Raw genomic sequence first — 21,974 nt, 5'->3', positions numbered from 1 at the left:
AGCCGACCACCATCCCAAACAAACAATGCAACCGGCTGCTTAAACCCGCCCCTTGACATAGGAGCAACGCACGCTCGGCGGCCCGGGTCCTCGGTCGCCATCGCGTGGGGCTCAGTCCTCCGGGTTGTAGCCGAGGTTGGGGGCGAGCCAGCGCTCGGCTTCCTGCAGGGTCCAGCCCTTGCGCTTCGCGTAGTCGGCGACCTGGTCCTGGGCCATCCGACCGACGACGAAGTACTGCGATTGCGGGTGCGAGAAGTAAAAGCCGCTGACGGCGGCACCGGGCCACATTGCCATCGACTCGGTCAACTCGATGCCGGTCCGCTCCCGGACGTCCATCAACTTCCACAGCGTCACCTTCTCGGTGTGCTCCGGGCAGGCCGGGTAGCCGGGCGCAGGGCGGATTCCCACGTACATCTCACCGATGAGTGCCTCGTTGTCCAGCTGCTCTTCAGGCTGGTATCCCCAGAATTCCTTGCGAACCCGCTCGTGCATCCTCTCGGCGAACGCCTCTGCCAGCCGGTCGGCGATCGACTCCAGCAGGATCGCGCTGTAGTCGTCGAGGGCCGCTTTGAACTCCGCGATCTTGTCCTGGCTGCCGAGCCCTGCGGTGACCGCGAAGGCGCCGATGTAGTCGGCCAGACCGGTCTCCTTGGGCGCGATGTAGTCGCTCAGCGAGCGGTTCGGGATGCCGTCGCGGTGCTCGCCCTGCTGGCGCAGGTGGTGCAACGTGGTCAGCACCTCGGTACGGGTGCCGTCGGTGTAGACCTCGATGTCTTCAACACCCGAGCCGACCGCGTTCGCCGGGAAGAACCCGATCACCCCGTTGGCCGTCAGCCACTTCTCTTTGATCAGGGTGTCAAGCATCTCCTGGGCGTCGTCGTACAGCTTGCGGGCGGCCTCGCCGGTGGTTGGGTTGTTGAGGATGTCGGGGAACCTGCCCTTCATCTCCCAGGCGTTGAAGAACGGCTGCCAGTCGATGTACTCGCGCAGCTCGGCGAGATCGTAGTCATGAAAATCCCGTACTCCCGCACCTTGTGCCGGAACCGGCGGCGTATAGCCGTCCCACTCGATCGGCGTCCGGTTCGCGCGGGCCTTCTCCAGCGTCAGCATCGGCCGCTCGTTCTTCTGAGAGTGCCGTTCGCGTAGCGATGCGTAGTCCTTCTCGGTGGCCTCCAGCAGGGCCGGCCGTTGTTTATCGTCGAGAAGAGCAGCAGCGACCGGCACCGAGCGGGAAGCGTCCTTGACCCACACCACCGGACCGCTACGACGCGGCGCCACCTTCACGGCCGTGTGGGCGCGCGACGTCGTCGCGCCACCGATCAGCAGCGGGATCTCGAGCCCCTCGCGTTCCATCTCGACGGCGAAGTTGACCATCTCGTCCAGCGACGGGGTGATCAGGCCGGATAGCCCGATGATGTCCGCGTCGTGCTCCTTCGCCGCGTCCAGGATCTTGCTCGCGGGCACCATCACCCCGAGGTCGATCACTTCGAAGTTATTGCACTGCAGGACGACCCCGACGATGTTCTTGCCGATGTCGTGGACGTCGCCCTTGACGGTCGCCATGATGATCGTGCCGTTGGTGTCCTTACCTGCAGCAGCTCCGGACTCTTCTTTCTCCGCCTCGATGTACGGCAGCAGGTACGCGACGGCCTTCTTCATCACCCGGGCCGACTTCACGACCTGGGGCAGGAACATCTTGCCCGAGCCGAAGAGGTCACCGACGACGTTCATGCCGTCCATCAGCGGGCCCTCGATCACCTCGATCGGGCGACCACCCGCGGCGGCGATCTCGGCCCGCAACTCCTCGGTGTCGGCATCGACGTGGGCGTCGATGCCCTTGACCAAGGCGTGCGTGATCCGCTCACGGACCGGGAGAGATCGCCACTCCGCAGCCACCGGGTCCTCGGCCTGCTCGGAACGGTTGAACCGTTCCGCGATCTCCAGGAGACGTTCGGCCGCATCCTCCCGACGGTTCAGCACGACGTCCTCGATGCGATCCCGCAGCTCGGGGTCGATCGAGTCGTAGGGCACCAGCGCGCCGGCGTTGACGATGCCCATATCCAGGCCGGCCTTGATGGCGTGGTAGAGGAACACCGCGTGGATCGCCTCGCGAACGGGGTTGTTGCCCCGGAACGAGAACGACACGTTCGAGATGCCGCCGGAGATGTGCACCCCGGGAAGGTTCTCCTTGATCCAGGCGCAGGCCTCGATGAAGTCGATCCCATAGGTCGCGTGCTCCTCGATACCGGTCGCCAGCGCGAAGCAGTTCGGGTCGAAGATGATCTCCTCGGGTGGGAAACCGACCTCTTCGGTCAGGATCCGGTAGGCGCGCCCGCAGATCTCCTTGCGGCGCTCCAGGTTGTCGGCCTGCCCCTGTTCGTCGAAGGCCATCACGACCACCGCGGCGCCGTACTTGCGGCACAGCCGTGCCTCGCGGATGAACTTCTCCTCGCCCTCCTTCATGGAGATCGAGTTGACGATCGGCTTGCCCTGCACGTTCTTCAGGCCCGCCTCGATGACCTCCCACTTGGAGGAGTCGATCATCACCGGAACGCGGCTGATGTCCGGCTCGGACGCGATCAGCTTGGTGAACCGGTCCATCGCGGCGACGCCGTCGATCATGCCCTCGTCCATGTTGATGTCGATGACCTGCGCACCGACCTCGACCTGCTGCAGGGCGACCGACAGGGCGGTGTCGTAGTCCTCGGCCTTGATCAGGTTGCGGAACCGGGCGGAGCCGGTGATGTTGGTGCGCTCACCGATGTTCACGAACAGGGAGTCGTCGGTGATGTTGAGCGGCTCCAGGCCGGCGAGCCGGGTGGCCACCGGAATCTCCGGCACCTCGCGCGGCGGCTTACCCTCGACGACCTTGGCGATTTCGGCGATATGCGGCGGCGCCGTCCCGCAGCAACCACCGACCAGGTTGACCAGGCCGGCCTCGGCGAAATCGGCGATGTAGCTCGCCTGGCGCTCGGGGGTCTCGTCGTATTCGCCGAAGGCGTTGGGGAGGCCGGCGTTGGGGTAGCAGGAGACGAAGGTGTCCGCGATCCGCGCCATCTCGGCGATGTAGGGTCTCATCTCCGGTGCGCCCAGGGCGCAGTTGAGGCCCACGGCGATCGGCTTCGCGTGCCTGATCGAGTTCCAGAATGCTTCGGTGACCTGGCCGGACAACGTCCGCCCGGAAGCGTCGGTGATGGTGCCCGAGATGATGACCGGCCAGCGGCGTCCGCGCTCCTCGAACAGCGTCTCGACGGCGAACACCGCCGCCTTGGCGTTGAGCGAGTCGAAGATCGTCTCGATGATGAGGAGGTCGACGCCGCCGTCGACCAGGCCGTTGGCGGCTTCGAGGTAGGCGGTGACCAGCTGGTCGTAGGAGACGTTGCGGGCACCGGGGTCGTTAACGTCCGGCGAGATCGACGCGGTGCGCGTCGTCGGCCCGATGGCGCCGGCGACGTAGCGCGGCTTCTCCGGGGTGCCGAATTCGTCGGCGGCCTTGCGGGCCAGGGCGGCGCCGGCATAGTTCAGTTCGTAGCTCAGGTCCGCCATGTCGTAGTCGGAGAGCGAGATCGCGTTCGCGTTGAACGTGTTGGTCTCCAGGATGTCGGCGCCCGCCTCGAGGTACTCGCGGTGGATCGCCTCGATGATTTGCGGCTGCGTCAGGTTGAGCAGGTCGTTGTTGCCCTGAAGAGCGGTCGGCCACTCCGTGAACCGGTCGCCGCGGTAGCCGGCCTCGTCCGGCCGGTCCCGCTGGATCGCCGTGCCCATCGCGCCGTCGATCACCATGATCCGCTGTCGCAGAGTAGCCGTCAGTTCCTCGGTGCGGTCGGGACGGATGTTCGGCGCGAAGGTGTCTGACTCTGAGGTTTTCGACGCAAAGGCGTTCACGTGCGTTCCTTCCGTATTGGAAGGCGTCCTTGACTCTGCCGAGCGTGGCGGATACCGGCAGAAACCCGGAACCGTTGCAACGCCTCTCGACCAGAAAAGTCTACGTTGTCACCCGAAGTCTGGACGCCCACCTCGACTCGACCCGCTCGGCGATCGCGGCGCCTTTGACCGCGAACTCGCGGGTCGTGTCGACGTGTGTAGTAGTTACCAAGCCTAACCAGTTTGCAGCCGAACGTATTTCATCTTGACCGTGTCGACTCCGGCCGCGGAAGCCGTCGAACGCGAGCTCGGCGGCCTGCAGCCGGGTGCCCATCGCGCCGTCGCCGACCACCACCCGCTGCGCCAAAGTGTGTCGGTTAGCGGCAGTCACCCCACAAGGATAGTGGCTCTATGCAAAAGGCCCATTGGTCGACAGGTCCCGGCAGGTCCCCCGACAGGCCGCAGGGCCGCATCGTCGCGGGAGGAAGAAGCCGTACCCTGATTTTGTGACATTGCCGGATCGTGGCCAGGCTGGCCGCGCGCTGCCCGAACTGCACAACACCGTCGTCGTGGCGGCGTTTGAGGGCTGGAACGATGCCGGCGACGCGGCCAGCGACGCGCTCGAGCACCTCGACGCCATCTGGGAGGCCGACCCGATCGTGGAGATCGACGACGAGGCGTACTACGACTACCAGGTCAATCGTCCGGTCATCCGCCAGGTCGACGGCGTCACCCGGGAGCTGGTGTGGCCGGCGATGCGCATCACACACTGCCGGCCACCGGGCAGCGAGCGCGACGTCGTGCTGATGCACGGGGTGGAGCCGAACATGCGCTGGCGCACCTTCTGCGCCGAGTTGCTGGCCATCGCCGACAAGCTCAATGTCGACACCGTCGTGATCCTGGGGGCCCTGCTCGCCGACACCCCGCACACCCGGCCGGTGCCGGTTTCCGGCGCGGCCTACTCCCCCGAGTCGGCGAAGCGCTTCGGCCTCGAGGAAACCCGCTACGAGGGCCCGACGGGGATCGCCGGGGTGTTCCAGGACGCCTGCGTCGCCGCCGGCATCCCAGCGGTGACGTTCTGGGCGGCCGTGCCGCATTACGTGTCCAATCCGCCCAACCCCAAGGCGACGGTGGCGCTGCTGCGCCGCGTCGAAGACGTGCTCGACATCGAGGTCCCGCTGGGTGACCTGCCGGCGCAGGCCGAAGAGTGGGAGCAGGCGATCACCGAGATGGCCGCCGAGGACGAGGACCTGGCCGAATACGTGCAGTCGCTGGAGCAGCGCGGCGACGCCGAGGTCGACATGAACGAGGCCCTGGGCAAGATCGACGGCGACGCGCTGGCGGCGGAATTCGAGCGCTACCTGCGCCGCCGGCGCAAATGATGCTCCCGCCGAGCGTCGACTACTCGGGCGCGGAACCGCGATTTTCGCGCAACAACTCGACGTTGGACGCAGAGGTTGACCGGCCGAGCGCGGCAACCTCGGCGTCCATCCGGGGGAGCAGCTCGGCGGTCGTCTTGCGAATGGGACCTTCGCCGACGGGCGTGGACAGCACCGGCTTGACCCAGCGGAACAGGCCCACCCAGCGCGGGCTGTAGATGCGGGCCTGGCGGCCCTCGATGCCCTTGACGAACGCGTCGGCGCAGCGGTCGACGGTGGTGGTCTTGTTCAGGGGCCAGGGCAGCCTCGCGAGCAGCTCCGCGAACGAGGGGATGTCGGCCTTGGTGTCGCGGACCAGGGCGGTGTCGATCCAGGACATGTGCGCCGAGCCGACGCCAACCCCGCGGTGGGCCAGCTCCAGCCGCAGCGCGTTGGCGAAGATCTCGACGCCGGCCTTGGACGCGTTGTACGGCGCCAGGCCCGGGGCGGCAGCGTATGCGGCCAGCGAGGACACAATGAGCACGTAGCCACGGCGCTCGATGACCGCGGGCAAGGTGGCGCGCACGGTGTGGAACACGCCGAGCACGTTGACGTCCAGCACCCGTTTGAACGCCTCGGGGTCGACCTGGAGCACCGAGCCGTAGCTGGCGATGCCGGCGTTGGCCACCACGACGTCGATGCCGCCGAAGCGTTCAACTGCCTGGGCGGCCGCGGCCTGCATGGCGGGCAGGTCCCGCACGTCGGCGACGGCTGTCAGCACCCGGTCCTCGCCGAGCTCGCCGGCCATCAACTTCAGTTCCGCTTCGCCGAGATCGGTCAGCACGAGTTTGGCTCCCCTGTTGCGCAGCCGGCGCGCCGCCTCCGCCCCGATGCCCCGAGCCCCACCGGTGATGAAGACAACTTTGCCCTGCAGCGACGTCATGGCCGAGACCGTACCGCCGCTGCGATCAACGAGTCCATCCCGTGCAGCATCAGGCGGTGAGCCCACGTAGCGCCGCAACGGATCTGCCGCGGCCGCCGATTGGGCTGGTACATTCACTTCGTGGCCGAAAAACCCTTGACGGGGCTGGCTTTCGGACCCGCGGTCCTTTTCGGAGACGGAGGGGTCGGAAAGCTGATGCGTTCGGTTGTCTCGGACCACGTCGAATCGCTGACCATCGTGGATCTGCATTCCCGCGACAGTGTCAACGACAACGACAACGACGAGCCGGACCAAGCGGCGCGAATGGTCGCCGACGCGACCGAACCGATCGAGCCCCGCCTGAAATCGGTGCTCGCATCAGCAGAGTTGGTCATCTGCGCGCTGCCGGAGGACGCGCTGGTCGCCGCGCTGCCGCAGCTGATCGCGGTCGTAGAAACAGGTGCACTGGTTGTCGACACGGCCTCAGTCAAGTCGCCGCTGCCGGCGGTCTGGAGCCCGACCGGCCCCTCGATCCTGAGCATCAACCCGATGTTCGCCCCCTCGCTTTCTCCAGTGGATCGGCCCGTTCTCTCGATCACCGGCGGTCGCCGGGGGCGCCAGGACGATTTCCTGGATCTGTTGCGGCACATTGGCATGGTGGTGGTGCAGTTGGCGGATGCCGGTGAACACGACCGGCTGGCCGCAGTCATCCAAGTAGGCGTTCACGCAGCGGCCTTGGCCTACGGGCTGACGCTGGCGGGTGCCGGCTTCAGCGGGCAGCGAGTCGTTGAAGTGGCTCCCCCACCGTGCCGCCAGCAGCTGATGTTGTTGGCTCGCATGGTCACTCAACCACCCGAAGTCTACGAAGACATTCAACGGTCAAACCCATACGCGGAACAGGTCCGTGCGGACCTGATCGAGCACATAGCCGAGATCGGCCGACTCGCCGCGACCGGAAATTTGAGCTCAGCGATCAGCTCCATCGCCAATTGGCTTGGCGACGGCCAAGTTCCGCTGGCAGAGCTTTGTCAAGGGGTGTTCGATAAGCTCGCTGCACAGAGCGGATCCACTGGATCAGGGCCGTAGCGCGCAGCGGTGCGCCGCATAAGTTTCCGGCCCAGTGATCAAGTCGGGCAACCGACCCACGAAGGGTCAAGCATGGGGACTGGGGCCCTCTGTAAGGCCCTCTGCAAGGCCCTCTGTAAGGCTCTCGCGCAGGCTCCTTGGGCGGATATCGGTCCAGTTCTGCTCGATGTAGTCCAGACACGCCGCCCGGTCCGCTTCGCCGTAAACCACCCGCCAGCCGGCCGGAACAGCTGCGAGCGCCGGCCACAAACTGTGTTGATCCTCGTCGTTGACCAGAACGAGGAAGCCCGACTGATCATCGTCGAACGGATTGATGCTCATTAGTTCTCCGTCCCGTCTAGCTGAGGCAATGCACGCTACCGAAAGCCGACAGGAGTATTCCAGCGTTCGAATAACGAGTCTCCGACCGGCACTACTCGATTTTGACGGCCACGACACTCCATTCGGCGGCGGCCCCTACTTTCCATTCATTAAGCAAGCCGCTAACCACTCCACCGACTAATACGATCGCGTAAGCCGGATCAGCAAGCAGTCGATCAACCCGTCGAACCGGAGACCACAGCGTGCTTAATCCATCGCATCCGCGCTCCGCGCGGCGCGGCTCGTGGGAAGTAGATGCCGCATGACGAGGTTTGCGACACCCACTTTATTCGAGACAGCGACTGCTCGCGGCCAGCGTGTGCCGGCACGCCGCGGCCGCTCCACGGCGCCACGCAGGGGACGAGGGGGCGGTGCGATTTCCGGTGTGCTGCGGAAGCTTTGGATTCCGCTGGTAATTCTCGTGGTGATCGTCGGTGGCGGACTTACCGTCTCGCGACTGCACGGCGTCTTCGGCTCCGAGAAGCGCCCCTCGTATGCCGACAGCAAAGTGAACGATCCCATCCCTGTCGATCCCAAGGAACTGACCTACGAGGTTTTCGGCGCACCGGGCACGGTGGCGAGCATCAGTTATTTCGACGTCAACGGTGACCCGCAGCTTGTCCAGTCAGCGACCCTGCCATGGACGTTGAAATTGAAGACCAACGCTCTGGCGGTGGTGGGAAACATTGTGGCTCAGGGGGACAGTGACACCATCGGCTGCCGCATTGTGGTGAACGGAGTGGTCAAAGCCGAAAAGGTCACGCACCAAGCGAGCGCCCTCGCCTATTGCCTGCTGAAGGCAGCATGAGGGACCCATTCGCCGAACCCCCGTCGACCAGGCCACCACTCGTCGCTCGGTCGATCCATCGGTTTTCGGTGCTCATCATCTTGGCCTGGTTGGCCATCGTCGTCGCCGTGACCATTGGCGTTCCCTCGCTGGAACAAGTAGAGAAAGAGCATTCAGCATCGCTGACCGCCAAGGACGCGCCGTCGGTCAAGGCGGCGAAGCGCATGGGCGTGGACTTCAAGCAATCCGATTCCGACAGCGTGGCGCTCATCGTCCTGGAAGGCCAGCAACCTCTGGGCGAGGCCGCGCACAAGTACTACGACCTTTTGATTCGTGAGCTGCAAGAGGACCCCAAGCATGTGCAGCACATCCAGAACTTCTGGGGCGATCCGCTCACGGCGGCAGGCGCGCAGAGCGCAGATGGTAAGGCCGCGTACGTCCAATTGAACCTCGCCGGCAACGTGGGCCAAGCCTTGGCCAACGAATCGGCCGAAGCCGTCCGGAAGATGGTGGACCGGACGCCGGCGCCCCCGGGAATCAAGGCTTACGTCACCGGTCCCGCAGCGCTCACCGCCGATATGTCGCACAGTGGCGATAAGGCGGTCGCCAAAATCACGATCGTGACGCTCGCAGTGATCTTCACGACGCTGATGCTTGTCTATCGTTCGGTCGTCACGGTAATCCTGCTGTTGCTGATGGTCGGCGTCGAGTTGCTGGCGGCGCGCGGGACCGTCGCATTCCTCGGCGATCATGGACTGGTCGGCCTCAGCACGTATACCGTCAATTTGCTGGTGTCCCTAGGCATCGCCGCCGGCACCGACTACGGGATCTTCTTCATCGGACGGTATCAAGAGGCACGTCAGGCGGGCGAGGACCGAGAAACGGCTTTCTACACCACCTACCGCGGCGTCGCGCATGTCGTCTTGGCATCCGGTTTGACTATCGCCGGAGCGGTTTTCTGCCTTTCCTTTGCCCGATTGCCAGTTTTCCGACCCATGGGGTTGCCCTGTGCAATCGGCCTGCTCGTCGCCATCGCGGCGGCGCTGACGCTGGTTCCGGGGGTTATCGCAGCCGGCAGCCGTTTCGGCATATTCGACCCCAAGCGGGTCATCAAGGTTGGGCGATGGCGACGGCTGGGTACTGCGGTCGTCCGCTGGCCGCTGCCCATTCTTACCGCCTCGTGCGCTGTTGCCCTGATCGGCGTGTTAGCCCTGCCCGGATATAGAGTCAGCCTGAACGACCGAATTTCCATACCCAAATACCTTCCGGCCAATCAGGGATATGCGGCCGCGGCACGGCACTTTCCCGAGTCGCGAATGCAGCCCGAGATTCTTCTGGTCGAGACTGACCACGATATGCGCAACCCTACGGACTTTCTCGTCTTGAACAGGTTGGCCAAGGCGGTCTTCGCCGTTCCGGGCATTGCCATGGTGCAGACGATAACTCGGCCAGAGGGAACCCCGATCGAGCACACTTCCATACCGTTCCTGCTCAGCATGCAAAACGCCGGCCAAGTGCAGAACACGCAGCTGCAGAAGCTGCGCATGAACGACTTGCTGAAGCAGGCTGACAATATGGCCGACACAATCTCGGCGATGAGGCGCATGTACGCATTGATGCAAGCCCTCAACGACACGACTCATAGCATCGTCGGTAGGACGAAAGACTTGGAAGTCGTCACAGACAAGTTACGCGATAACATTGCCGATTTCGACGACTTCTGGCGGCCGATCCGCAGTTACTTCTACTGGGAAAAGCACTGCTACGACATTCCCATCTGCTGGTCTTTCAGGTCGGTATTCGATGCGCTGGACGGTATCGATTCGATTAGCGATCAGTTTCACGCCCTGGTCAAAGATCTCGATCGAATCGACGTGTTATTTCCGCAACTGCTCGCTCAGTTCCCGTCTTTCATCAGCTCCATGGAGAGCATGCGCAGCCTGATGCTTTCCATGTACAGCACAACGTCCGGGCTCCTGGGTGCGATGGACGAGGCCGGTTCGAACACCACTGCCATGGGTAGGGCTTTCGACGCATCGAAAAACGACGACTCTTTTTACCTTCCTCCAGAGGTCTTCCAGAACAAGGACTTCCAGCGCGCGGAAAGCCTGTTCCTGTCGCCCGACGGGAAGGCGGTGCGAATGATCATCTCGCACCGGGGCGACCCCATGAGTCTGGAAGGCGTTTCTCACATCAACGCCATCAAGACCGCGGCGGAAGAAGCGCTCAAGGGGACTCCGCTGGCGGACGCGAACATTTACCTCACCGGCACGGCAGCAACCGTCAAAGACCTGTGGGACGGCTCCAAATACGACCTCATGATCGCCGGAGTCGCCGCCCTCTGCCTTGTCTTCATCATCATGCTCATCATCACCCGCAGCTTTATCGCCGCCCTCGTCATCGTCGGCACGGTGGCACTGTCGCTGGGCGCGTCCGTCGGACTTTCCGTGATCCTATGGCAATACATTCTCGGCCTCGACCTGCACTGGGAAGTGCTCGCGATGTCTGTGATCGTCCTGCTGGCCGTTGGCTCCGACTACAACCTGCTTCTGGTCTCACGGTTCAAAGAAGAATTGGGGGCCGGTATTAACACCGGCATCATCCGCGGGATGGCCGGCACCGGCAAGGTCGTAACCTCCGCAGGCTTGGTATTCGCTTTCACCATGGCGTCCATGATCGTCAGCGACCTCCGCATCATCGGCCAGGTAGGCACCACCATCGGTTTGGGCCTGATGTTCGACACATTGGTGGTGCGCAGCTTCATGACGCCGTCGATTGCCGCGCTTCTCGGACGCTGGTTCTGGTGGCCGCAAGTCGTGCGGCCGCGCCCCGCAAGTTCAATGCTTCGACCTTATGGACCCCGTCCGCTGGTGCGTTCCTTGCTGGCGGGAACACCGCGGTAGGTAGGGCCCGGCAGAACCCGGTGCGACCCCCGTCTACCGGGCCGGGCTGGCGCGCACAACGCCGTGCTTGCCCGGAACGCGAACGCCGGACTCGAGACGGATCGGTTCGTTCTCGGGATGCACCGCCTGGAGATCGACCAGTCGTAACACCGTGGCGACAGCATGGGTGACTTCGAAGATTGCCACCCGGTCGCCGAGGCAGCGGTGCTCGCCGCCGCCGAAAGGTATGTGGCCGTAGAAGGTCGGTCGCTGCTGCAGGAACCGTTCCGGTTTGAACGATTCGGGGTCGTCGTAAAGCTCCGGCATCCGGTGCACGGCCGACATGACGACCATGAGCATCGTGCCGGCGGGAAAGTAATGCTCCCCCAACGTGAGCGGTTCGCGAATGAGCCTCGCGACGAACATGAACGGCGGGCGCACCCGCAGCGTTTCGTGCACCACCGCGTCCAGGTACGTCGTCTGCCCCCCGCCGTCGCGGGCCTCCGCGGCCGCCGCGGCAAGCGCTTGCGGATGACGCACCAGCCGTTCGAACACCCAGCTACCGAGCGCCGCCGGAGGATCGTATCCGCCTATCATGATGGCGAAAACCTGGTCGCGGATCTCTTTGTCGGACACGGGTTCACCGTCGGCCCGCAGCAACAGGTCGACGACGTCGTCGTACTCCTGGTCGGGGTGGCGTCGACGGCGGGCGACCTCGTCGTACACCAGCCGCTCGCAACGCCGCAACTCGCGACGGTACCGCGGCCACAACCGCATTGCTCCCACCGACCGGAGCGCGGCCCGAACCGCGATCTGTCCCGAAGTCACTGTCCTGAGCAGGTCCCGCCACGCCGACTTCCACTGTGGCATCTCGTCATCCGGCACCGACAGCATTATCTTCAGGATCAGCTCCAGCGAAAGGTCCTGCAGCCATGCATACATGGTGACCGTCGGCTGATCGAACCATCCTTCGACCTCACGCTCGACCTTCGTCGCGATGAACTCGCGCCACTGCGCTAATGCGTCACCCCTCAGACGCGGCAACATCACTTTCCGCATGCGGTGGTGCGACGGCGCATCCAGAACGAACAGGGACCGATCGCCCCACAGAGCCTCCAACATCCGGTGCGGCTCCGTGGCGTCGACGACCTCCCCGGGCGCCATTAACAACGGCTTGATCAATTTCGGGTCCCGCACCAAGGCCATCCGGGAACCGGCTGACATGAACCACCGTGACAGCACAGGGGGCAACGACACCCAGACGACATCGCCGTAGCGGTCGAATAACTCGTCGAACGCGGCGTCTCCGCGGTGTTGCAGCCGCCAGCCAAACTTGAGCATCTGCGCGAGCCCGGGTCCGCCCGGCACGGCGTCGTGCACTGGGTGCTGTGTATCGACCATGACTCACCTCCGTGCGGTCGCGGGCAAATTGAACTCTGGGTCGCAAGCATTTAGTTCGCGTTCGAGCACACGACCCATCAACGCCATGGGCTCGGGCATGTCCATGTCCGAATGCCGGCTCTCGATCTCGTGCACAGCGATAGGTCCCCGCAAGTGCCGTGTCCACGCCGCAAAGTACTCTTCTGGCGATCTCGGTTCATGGATCGTCGGTATGAACAGCAGCGAACGACCTTCGTAGACAGGCGATATGAAGTCCTGCAGGATGTCGACGCTATTTCTGGTCAACGCGATAACGGTATCCGCCAGGGTCTTGTACTCGGGATCGTCGATCGAAATTCCATAGCGCTCGGTTGCCCACGCGTTGATCAGTCTGCGCGTGTCCGTCTCGAAGAACTGTGTCATCAATACCGGATCGTCCTCGTATCTCGGAACGCTGGCGATCAGTCCGAGTACCGGGGCATCGTGCCCACGCCGGGCGAGCTCCACCGCCATTGCGTGCGCCACCACTCCGCCAAAGGACCAACCCAGTAAGAAGTAGGGCCCTTCCGGCTGGATGGCGAGGATGTGCTCGAGGTAGTCATCTACCATGGCCGGAATCGATGTGGCGAACGGCGTCGTGCCGTCGACGCCCCGCGCCTGAAGCCCGTAGATGGGCCGGTCGTCAAGGTATTTGGTTAGCCCTCGATAACCCCAGGCGACCCCACCCGCCGGGTGGACACACCACACTGGCGGCTTGTTTCCCTCCATCCGAAGCGGCAAGACTGTCGCGAACGGATCCACAGAGTCGGATGCGTGATCCTGAGACAGCCATGCGGCCAGCTCGCACACGGTGGGGGCATCAAAAACCGCCCGGATGGGCACATCGACACCCAGTTCCGCCCGAATGCGGGCCGTCAATTTCGTCGCAGACAGCGAATGACCGCCCAGGTCGAAGAACCCGTCATCGATGCCGACCCGTGGCAACTTGAGCACCTCGGCGAAAAGTGCGGCCAACACCCCTTCCCGCGGATTACGCGGCGCCCGATACGCCAGCGCGCTGACGAACTCCGGCGCAGGCAACGCGCGGCGATCGACTTTGCCGTTCACCGTCAGCGGCAACGCATCCAGCACCATGACCGCTGCCGGAACCATGAACTCCGGTAACCGGTCCGCCGCGAACCGTCGCAGTTGCAGCGGCAACTCCACGGCCTCGCCGTTGTGGCCGACATCGGTACGCGAGTCCGGCTTGACTACGACGTAACCCACCAACTGCTTGTCGCCGAGTCCAGCGCCGGCGTGCGCCGCGACCACAGCTTCGACCACTTGGGGATGGGCGGTCAACGCCGCCTCCACCTCGCCCAGCTCCACCCGGAACCCGCGGATCTTGACCTGCTCATCGGAGCGTCCCACGTACTCGAGCACCCCTGCCGCGGTCCACCGCACCACGTCACCGGTGCGATACATCCGCTCCCCGGGAGCGCCGAACGGACACGCAACAAACCGAGTCGCGGTCAGACCTGCGCGGCCCCGATAACCTCGTGCCAGACCCGCGCCGGACAGATACAACTCACCGGGCACTCCCAGCGGGACCGGGCACAACCCGGCATCCAGCACAAACGCCCGCACATTGGCCAACGGAACGCCAATCGGCACCGACGTGCCGTCGAATCCCTTCGCCGCGGGAACGTAGTAAGTCGTCGACCAGACGGTGGCCTCGGTCGGCCCGTACGCGTTCATGAGCGCCAGCTGGGGATGGACGGCGCGGAATCTGTTTACCGCCACGGGCGACAGCACGTCTCCGGCCGTCTCCAGCAATTCAGCCCCGTCCAGGCCATCGAAGTCGTCTTCGGCCAGCTGGTGAAAGAGCGCAGTCGGCATGAACACCGACGTCACGCCCCGTTGGCCGATTAGCCTTTGCAGGACGGCCATACTGATGTGGTCCTCCGACACCACCAATGTGCCGCCGCGAAGCAGAGCCGGCCACGTCTCAGACACCGAGCCGTCGAACCCCGGCGATGCGGTCACCGAAATGCGGTCGCGGGCATGGTCTTCCGGCCAGTGGTGCAGCGCCATGTTGATAACACCGCGATGCGTGACCGCGACGGCTTTCGGCCGTCCGGTCGAGCCCGATGTGTACATGACGTAGGCCAGGTTGTCCGGTCGCAAATCGATTCCACGGTCGAAGGCCAGGGCTCCGGCCATCAAGGTTTCGACCGAGTCGATCATGAGTCTGGGAACATCGGTGTCCGGCAGCCCTGCAGCGGTGGCCGTGTCGGTGATCAGCAGCCGGGGGGCGGCATCGGCCAGGATGTGGGCGGTGCGCTCACCGGAGTAGTTCGGGTCGATCGGCAGGTAGGCGGAGCCGGTCTTGAGGATCGCCAACAAAGCGGTGACCAGCGCGGCCGAGCGCGGCAACGCGACGGCGATGACGGTTTCCAGGTCTGCGCCCTTCGCCTTCAGCTCGGCGGCCAAAGCGCTTGTCCTCGCGTCCAATTCGCGGAAGCTCAGTGCCTGCATCTCATCTTCGACCGCGGTCAGATCCGGGGTACGTGCGACCTGCGCGGCGAACAACTCCGGAATCGTCGCATGCGGTACTGGTTTGGCGGTGTCATTCCACTGCGCCAGCACCAGCTGACGTTCGGCCGCGCCGATGATCTCGATCGAATCGATTCGCCGATCCAGATCTGCAGTGACCACCTCGAGGATGTGGAGGTAGTGCTCGGCAATCTTTTCGACGGTGTCGTGGTTGAACAGGTCGGTGGCGTACTCGATGGTCCCCCGCATCGGCTGGATCCCGCCCGGGGACGGCGACAGTTCGATGAGGCTGATGGACAGGTCGAATTTCGCGGTGTGGGTATGCACCGGCTGCGTGTCGATGCTCAGCCCCGAGAAGTTCACCTCGGGCAGAGGATTGTTCAGCAGTGCGAACGACACTTGGAACAGCGGACTATGGGACGTGGATCGGGATACGTTGAGCAGCTCGACGAGACGTTCGAACGGGGCGTCCTGGTTCTCGTACGCGGCGAGCGCCTTCCGAGACACCTGCTCGAGGAGCTCCGAAAACCGGCGATTGCCCGCGGTGTCAACCCGCAATACCCAGGTGTTGACGAACAACCCGACCAGATCGGTCAGTGCTTCGTCCGTGCGCCCGGCGATCGGCCCACCGATCGTCAGGTCGTCGCCGGCGCCGAGTTTGCGGAGCAGGACCGCCAACGCCGCCTGCAGGATCATCGACGCGGTGGTCCCGGTTTCGCGGGCCCGTTGCTCGATCCGTTCCAGCAGCTGCGGGGTAATGGTGAATGGCACCAGCTCGCCGCGGAAGGATTGCTCGGGCGGCCGCTGCCGGTCGAACGGCAACGAAATCCGCTCCGGCACCCCGGCCAGCTCGCTGCGCCAGTAGTCCAGCTGCCGCGACAGGACGCTATCGGGGTCGTCGTCGCGCCCCAGCACCTCCTGCTGCCACAGGGTGTAGTCGGCGTACTGGACCGGCAGCGGTAACCAGGCCGGCCGATGCCCACCGCGTCGCGCGGCATAGGCGGTGACCAGGTCCTGCCCAAGTGGCATCAGCGATGCGCCGTCGGCGGCGATGTGGTGCAGCACCAGAACCAGCACGTGCTCGGTCGCCGAGACCCGTAAGAGACTGGCGCGCAGCGGGATTTGAGTGGCCAGGTCGAACGGGTACTGAGCGGCGTCGGCGACTGCGTCGACCAACTCCTGTTCGCCGGCAACCTCTTTCAGCTGCACCGGCAGCTCCACGGCCTCGGCCGGCAAAATTCGTTGCCAAGGGGTGCCGTCATCCTCGGCGAAGACCGTGCGAAGGCTTTCATGGCGGGCTATCAGGTCTGCGATCGCCGCTGTCAACGCCGGCGAGTCGAATGTGCCCGTCAGACGCATCGCCAACGGGATGTTGTAGGTCGCTGACGGGCCTCGGAACTTGTAAATGAACCACAGCCGGGTCTGCGCGGACGACAACGGCATTCGCGGCGGCCGCTGGCGCGGCAGCAAGGGTGGCCGGACGCGCTCGCCGTCGTGGGTGGTCATCCATTCGGCCAATTGGGCGACGGTGGGGGCGTCGAATATCACCCGGATCGGCACTTCAACACCGAGATCGGACCTGATGCGCGCCACCAGCCGTGTCGCAGACAACGAGTGACCCCCCAGGTCGAAGAATCCGTCGTCGATCCCGACCCGCGGCAACTCGAGCACCTCGGCGAACAGTGCGGCCAGCGTCGCTTCCTGCGGATCACGCGGCGCCCGATAGGGGACTCCGCTGACAAACTCTGGAGCCGGCAACGCCCGCCGGTCAACCTTGCCGTTCACTGTCAGCGGCAACCCCTCCAGCACCATGACTACCGCCGGCACCATGAACTCCGGCAGCCGAACAGCCGCGAATCGGCGCAGCTCAGCCGCCAGTTCCTCCTTCGCCGCCATGTCGTCAACGTCAATCCTATTGTCAGGCACGCTTTCTGGCCGCGCCACGACATAACCCACCAGTTGCTTGTCGCTTCCGTCCTGCGCGGCGTGGGCGATGATTACCGCTTGCGCTACCCGGGGGTGGGCCCCCAGTACGGCCTCCACCTCCCCCGGCTCAATGCGATAGCCCCTGATCTTGACCTGTTGATCGGCCCTGCCCACATACTCGAGCAAGCCATCCGCAGTCCACCGCACCACATCGCCGGTGCGGTACATCCGCTCACCGGCGGTCCCGAACGGGCACGCGATGAACCGCGCCGCGGTCAGCCCCGCCCGACCCCGATACCCCCGGGCCACGCCGGCGCCTGCGATGTAGAGCTCACCAGCCATACCCACCGGAACGGGACACAGCCCCGCGTCGAGCACATACACCCGCCAGTTCCCTAACGGAGTACCGACCGGGGACGCGCCCCGTTCGGCGTGCTCGCTGGTCAGCTCCAGATGCGTCGTGTGCACCGTCGCTTCGGTAATGCCGTACATGTTGATCAAGGCCGGCGCGTGCGGCCGTTCATCCGGATACCACCCGCGTAACCGAGACGGATCCAACGCCTCCCCACCGAACACAACCATCCGCAAGGCGGGATGCCCTGTGCCGGCAGGGCACGCACGCTCGGCGCGAGTCAACTCGTAGAACGCTGACGGGGTCTGACTGAGCACCGTGATGCGCTTGTCGCGGATCAGTTGCCACAGCTTCCCCGGCGATCGCACCGTTCCCCAAGGCACCACCACAACACGCGCACCGTGCAGCAGTGCCCCCCACAACTCCCACACCGAGAAATCGAACGCCGGTGAATGACACCACGACCACACGTCGGTACTCGTGAAATGGCACCACCGGTCGAGTCCCGTGAACAATGCCACGACGTTGCGGTGTGTGACAGCAACAGCTTTCGGCTGCCCGGTTGACCCGGAGGTGTACATGACGTAGGCGAGATTGTCCGGCCGTGCCCGCAGGGCGTCCCTTTCCCCTTCACTGAAGGCGAAAGCTGCGTACCACGGAGGAGATCCGATGCCGTCTGGCTCTTGTGGCTCTTCTGGCTCTTCTGTGTCCAGGATCACCGGCGCGGCGTCCGTATCGGGCAGCAGCGCGGCAGTGGCGGTGTCGGTGACCAGCAACCGTGCCGCGGCATCGTTCAGGATGTACACGGTGCGCTCACTGGGATAGTTCGGGTCGATCGGCAGATACGCCGAGCCGGTCATGGAGACGGCCAGCAGCGCGGTGACCAGATGAACCGAACGCGGCAACGCGACGGCGATAACGGTCTCCGGCCCCGCCCCTTGCCTCAGCAACCGCGCGGCCAGATCGCTTGCGCGTGCGCCAAGTTCGCGATATGTGATGGCCTCGTTGTCGTCTTCGACCGCCAGTGTGTCGGGCGTCCGCGCTGCCTGTGCGGCGAACAGCTCCGGTATGGTCGCGTCCGGTATCGGCGTGGTCGTGTCATTCCACTCGTCCACGACAAGTGCACGCTCGGTCGGCTCGATGACCTCGATCAGATTGACCGGCCGATCAGGATCGGCGGTGACGGCATGAAAGAAGGATTCTAAATGATTGCCGAAGCGGGCCAGATCCCGTTCGGTGTAAAAGAGCCCATTCGCGTCGATCTGGACGAGAACTTCTCCGCCGTCGCCGTTGTCGGCCAGTCGTGCGTCGTAGTAGACCGAGATGGCAAGGTCATCGCAGGCGCCGAAAGACGCACCCTGGAACGATGCACCGCTTCCCGCGAAGCCCAGGCTCCCGAAGAGCGGCAGGACGTTGAGAATGGGTCCGAATCGGTTCCGTTGGCTTTTCAGCATGCCCGTATCCCGCTGAATTCCGGAGATGTGGTATCGGCCATGCATGAGCACCGTGCTGATCTCTGCATCGAGTGATCGCGCAAAGTCCTTGAATCCCATACCCGGCGCCACATCTACCCGCACCGGAACACCGTTCGCAAGCAAGCACGGCGTGCTCCATGCGACGCCGATTCTGCCGGCCGAGGAGAGTCGGATGGGGATCTCTGATGCGCCGGAAGCTCGCGTCAGACATCCCGCCAACGAAGCGGTCAAGAACCGAGGAAATGACACGCCGATATCAGACGCCGCTTTTCTCAGCTCGGCGGCATCGTCTCCGGTGATGGTCAGGCTGTAGTGCAGAGTCGACGCCCGCGGCGAAGCCGGGCGCTCGGAGATGGCCGGCGGCTCCGGCCACTGTCGCGTGTAGTCTTCCCAGAACTCCTTATCGGAGATGAAGCTTGCGGAGGATCGATAGTCCAGATCCTCTTTGACGATCGCCTCCGGGCTGCAGAACTTGGATCGCGACGGTTCGACGCCTGACTCGAGGGCTGTGTACACCTCTGCGATACGGCGTACGGCGATGAGCAACCCGAACCCGTCGCAGACGATGTGGTGAGCCACGACGAACAAAGAGTGGCGCAACGGGCTTTGTTTGATCAGCCCAGCCCGAAAAGGCATGTCCTTGCTCAAGTCAAACGCCCGGCGCGTCATTTCCGCGATCAGACCGCGGGCGGCGGAAGCCGGGTTGTCCGCATGGCTGACGTCGAAGTAATCCGGTTCCCAGGTGTTCGGGTCATGCAGTGATTGGCTTAACCCTTCGTGGCTCTCGGTGAAGGTCACCCGCAGGGTCTGAGTCTCACGACAGACGTGACGCAAAGCGGCGGCCATCGCGAGATCGTCTACCCGACCGTGTATTTCGAGATGGCCGCAGATATTGTTGGGCACATCTGGGACTAACCTCTGCGCGAACCATACGGCTTCCTGTGCGGCCGATAAACCGATCGTCATCTTGATCGATCCATACTGGTTCCCGGGAGTGCCACGATCAGCTCGGCAAGTTGAGCGATGGTCAACTCGGCGAACATCACCGCTACGCCGACGTCAAGGGCGACGTCGAGTACGCGCTGTACATCCAGCAGCAGCTCTACTCTGGACGCCGACTCGAGCCCCAGGTCCAGGGCGAGGTTCGTGTCTGCCGTCACCTCGCGCTCCGAAAAGGACGTGTGCATTGCGCGCACCGCGCGAATGACCTCGGTGACCACTCGTTCGCGAGTCAACAGCTGGCTATCTGCGGGCGAATCCTGATGTGGGGCATGGCCAAGTCGTCCGGTAAAAGGTCGGTCCTCATGACCGATCACCAGTTCATCGGTCCGCGAGACGCTCATCGGTGTCATTTGCTTGCCTCCATCAGGTCTGCGGCGATTCGGCGTCTGCGCAGCTTCCCGCTTGTCGTCCTGCTCAGCGAGTTCTTCGGTGCGAATCGCACCCCCGTCAACGGCAGCGCCGCCTGCCTTGCGGCACGCAACAGATCGCGACGCACGCTTGCTGCCGCGGCGTCATCCCCAGCCGCTGAATCGTCTTCGATCACGGCGACCATCTGAGTCATTGCGTCTTGGTCGATACCGACCACCGCAACTCGTCCCGCCTTGCAGAATCCATTCCGGATCACGAACTCCTCCACCTCGGTCGGCAAGAAATCCTCGCCGGCGACCCGGACGACCTCGGCCGTACGGCCCGTAAAGATGAGCTCGCCATCGGCCAAGAACCCGCGGTCCCCGGTATGCACCGGACTCGAGGGCGGAACGACCTCGCCTCCGAAGGGTCCTGAACACCTAGACGCCGACCGCACGACGACATCACCGATGACGTACTCACCCACCCGTTGTCCTTCAACTTCGATCCACACGTCGGTGTCACGAGCGGGTGCTCCCACGGACATCAATTCGGTCGGACGGCCATCCTGCCCGGAGCTGCCTGGAACTGCGACGGTGCGCCAGTGCCGATCCGGTGGCGCGCAGGTGACCATCAACGTCGCGTCTGCGAGGCCATAGCAGGGCCGCACCACTCCCGGCGCGCAGCCGGCGACAGATTCGAAGGAGGCCAATACTTTTGGACGTATGACGTCCGCGCCGACGAGCACGGATCGCAACGCGTCGAGGCGCACGTCGCGCGTCTGAAGCGCCTTGGTGGCGATGTGCAGTCCGGCAGGAATGACCGGCCAGAATCCCACTCGGTGCTCTGCCATTTGCCCGAGCCAGTGCGCTGGCGCGATCATGAACTCCTCGGGCCTCCATAACAGCAGTGGGAAGCCAACCGACAGGCTGAGCAGAACGCTCACAAGGCCCATGTCGTGCGACAGCGGCAGCCACGACCCACCCACAGAATCCGGCGTCACGTTCACGGCATCTGCAATCATTCGCAACTGCGCACGGACGGCGCGATTGGAGATCCGCAGAGGCCGCGGACTGCCGGTACTTCCGGAGCTGAACTGCAGATAGGCGACGTCTTCCTGAGCGATGTCAAGCACCGGCCGGTCAGACACGTGCTGCCACGTTCCGTGGTTGTAGATGAATCGGGCGTTGACCGATTCGCTGACATCGTTGGCTCGGTTTCGCACCGAATCCGCGGACTCATACGGTCGGGGTCCGTTGAGCACCAACGGCACTCCGCCGGCCAGCGCTACGGCCAGAACGGCGGTCAGCACGTCATGCGGCTGGTCGACCAGGATCGGGACGACGGTGCCGGTCAGGTCCGGCGCAACTGCGGCCTTCCGCCGGGCGGCGGCCACCAGATCTCTTGCGTCCAGCGTCTCGCCGGCACGGAAGACAGGTAGGGCAGTCGACCTACCCTCGATCCGCTCGCACAGGTCCACAAACACCGAACCGACGGCAATTTCGGAAACTGACTGCAGCACTGCACTTTCGGATTTCATCACTCACCTCGAGCTAAACGAATTGCTTACACGTCTGGCGTTATTCGTATGACAGGACTACCTATTGCGGAGGAGCCTATGGTCCTTCCAACTCGTGGCAGCACGTTTGAAACCGGTAGAGTAGTTAGCCCAGACAGGTCGAGTATTGGGGCGTTTG

Annotated in this window: 12 protein-coding genes; 4 read left to right on the top strand and 8 right to left on the bottom strand. The window is 64.1% G+C overall.

The features are described 5' to 3' along the window. Positions 1-111: 111 nt before the first annotated feature. Together metH and A5764_RS04355 are read right to left on the bottom strand one after the other, a co-directional pair. Positions 112-3,783 (bottom strand): methionine synthase, encoded by a 3,672-nt coding sequence (metH, locus tag A5764_RS04360; protein WP_231989604.1) that lies wholly within the window; start codon positions 3,781-3,783, stop codon positions 112-114. A 202-nt stretch (positions 3,784-3,985) separates the two neighbouring features. After that, positions 3,986-4,255: a hypothetical protein gene (locus A5764_RS04355; protein ID WP_156664488.1), complete on the bottom strand. Its 270-nt coding sequence runs from the start codon at positions 4,253-4,255 to the stop codon at positions 3,986-3,988. Between the two features lie 121 nt (positions 4,256-4,376). Between A5764_RS04355 and A5764_RS04350 the strand changes: the two genes are divergently transcribed. Beyond that, positions 4,377-5,246 (top strand): PAC2 family protein, encoded by an 870-nt coding sequence (locus A5764_RS04350; RefSeq protein WP_231989603.1) that lies wholly within the window; start codon positions 4,377-4,379, stop codon positions 5,244-5,246. Between the two features lie 19 nt (positions 5,247-5,265). On the opposite strand, the gene A5764_RS04345 is transcribed toward A5764_RS04350, so the two are convergent. Further along, positions 5,266-6,165, bottom strand: a complete 900-nt coding sequence (locus A5764_RS04345) for an SDR family oxidoreductase (protein ID WP_067109106.1) — start codon at positions 6,163-6,165, stop codon at positions 5,266-5,268. A gap of 99 nt (positions 6,166-6,264) precedes the next feature. Between A5764_RS04345 and A5764_RS04340 the strand changes: the two genes are divergently transcribed. Next, on the top strand, positions 6,265-7,230 hold the full coding sequence (locus A5764_RS04340) for a prephenate dehydrogenase dimerization domain-containing protein (protein ID WP_156664487.1): 966 nt from the start codon (positions 6,265-6,267) through the stop codon (positions 7,228-7,230). Between the two features lie 66 nt (positions 7,231-7,296). Here A5764_RS04340 and A5764_RS04335 read toward each other — a convergent pair whose 3' ends face one another. After that, positions 7,297-7,551, bottom strand: coding sequence for an MbtH family protein (locus tag A5764_RS04335; protein ID WP_067109101.1), 255 nt, complete (start codon positions 7,549-7,551; stop codon positions 7,297-7,299). 427 nt (positions 7,552-7,978) lie between these two features. Between A5764_RS04335 and A5764_RS04330 the strand changes: the two genes are divergently transcribed. Next, a complete protein-coding gene (locus tag A5764_RS04330) occupies positions 7,979-8,398 on the top strand; it encodes an MmpS family protein (RefSeq protein WP_067109157.1) in 420 nt (139 codons plus the stop codon). Continuing rightward, complete coding sequence (locus A5764_RS04325; protein ID WP_067109098.1) at positions 8,395-11,280, top strand: RND family transporter; 2,886 nt, start codon at positions 8,395-8,397, stop codon at positions 11,278-11,280. Before A5764_RS04330 ends, A5764_RS04325 begins: the two co-directional genes overlap by 4 nt. Before the next feature lie 33 nt (positions 11,281-11,313). Here A5764_RS04325 and A5764_RS04320 read toward each other — a convergent pair whose 3' ends face one another. From A5764_RS04320 to A5764_RS04305, 4 genes are read right to left on the bottom strand one after another with little or no spacing between them, the layout of a single operon-like run. After that, positions 11,314-12,660: a cytochrome P450 gene (locus tag A5764_RS04320; protein ID WP_082951479.1), complete on the bottom strand. Its 1,347-nt coding sequence runs from the start codon at positions 12,658-12,660 to the stop codon at positions 11,314-11,316. Positions 12,661-12,663: 3 nt separating this feature from the next. Then, positions 12,664-19,893, bottom strand: coding sequence for a non-ribosomal peptide synthetase (locus A5764_RS04315; RefSeq protein ID WP_067109092.1), 7,230 nt, complete (start codon positions 19,891-19,893; stop codon positions 12,664-12,666). Next, the gene (locus A5764_RS04310; RefSeq protein ID WP_082951478.1) at positions 19,890-20,279 is read right to left on the bottom strand and encodes an acyl carrier protein; all 390 of its coding nucleotides are present in this window, start codon (positions 20,277-20,279) and stop codon (positions 19,890-19,892) included. The genes A5764_RS04315 and A5764_RS04310 overlap by 4 nt, the downstream gene beginning before the upstream one ends. Next, positions 20,276-21,817, bottom strand: a complete 1,542-nt coding sequence (locus A5764_RS04305) for an AMP-binding protein (protein ID WP_067109086.1) — start codon at positions 21,815-21,817, stop codon at positions 20,276-20,278. Before A5764_RS04305 ends, A5764_RS04310 begins: the two co-directional genes overlap by 4 nt. Positions 21,818-21,974: the final 157 nt, after the last annotated feature.

Source organism: Mycobacterium sp. 852002-51057_SCH5723018 (assembly GCF_001667035.1).
Taxonomy (GTDB): Bacteria; Actinomycetota; Actinomycetes; order Mycobacteriales; family Mycobacteriaceae; genus Mycobacterium.
This window is presented reverse-complemented; position numbering and strand designations above follow the sequence as displayed.

What these genes read in the sequence shown, in the direction of transcription:
- metH (WP_231989604.1), bottom strand. Translation starts at nt 3,783, where the DNA reads ATGGTGATCGACGGCGCGATGGGCACGGCGATCCAGCGGGACCGGCCG.
- A5764_RS04345 (WP_067109106.1), bottom strand. Translation starts at nt 6,165, where the DNA reads ATGACGTCGCTGCAGGGCAAAGTTGTCTTCATCACCGGTGGGGCTCGG.
- A5764_RS04335 (WP_067109101.1), bottom strand. Translation starts at nt 7,551, where the DNA reads ATGAGCATCAATCCGTTCGACGATGATCAGTCGGGCTTCCTCGTTCTG.
- A5764_RS04325 (WP_067109098.1), top strand. Translation starts at nt 8,395, where the DNA reads ATGAGGGACCCATTCGCCGAACCCCCGTCGACCAGGCCACCACTCGTC.
- A5764_RS04320 (WP_082951479.1), bottom strand. Translation starts at nt 12,660, where the DNA reads ATGGTCGATACACAGCACCCAGTGCACGACGCCGTGCCGGGCGGACCC.
- A5764_RS04315 (WP_067109092.1), bottom strand. Translation starts at nt 19,893, where the DNA reads ATGACGATCGGTTTATCGGCCGCACAGGAAGCCGTATGGTTCGCGCAG.
- A5764_RS04310 (WP_082951478.1), bottom strand. Translation starts at nt 20,279, where the DNA reads ATGACACCGATGAGCGTCTCGCGGACCGATGAACTGGTGATCGGTCAT.
- A5764_RS04305 (WP_067109086.1), bottom strand. Translation starts at nt 21,817, where the DNA reads ATGAAATCCGAAAGTGCAGTGCTGCAGTCAGTTTCCGAAATTGCCGTC.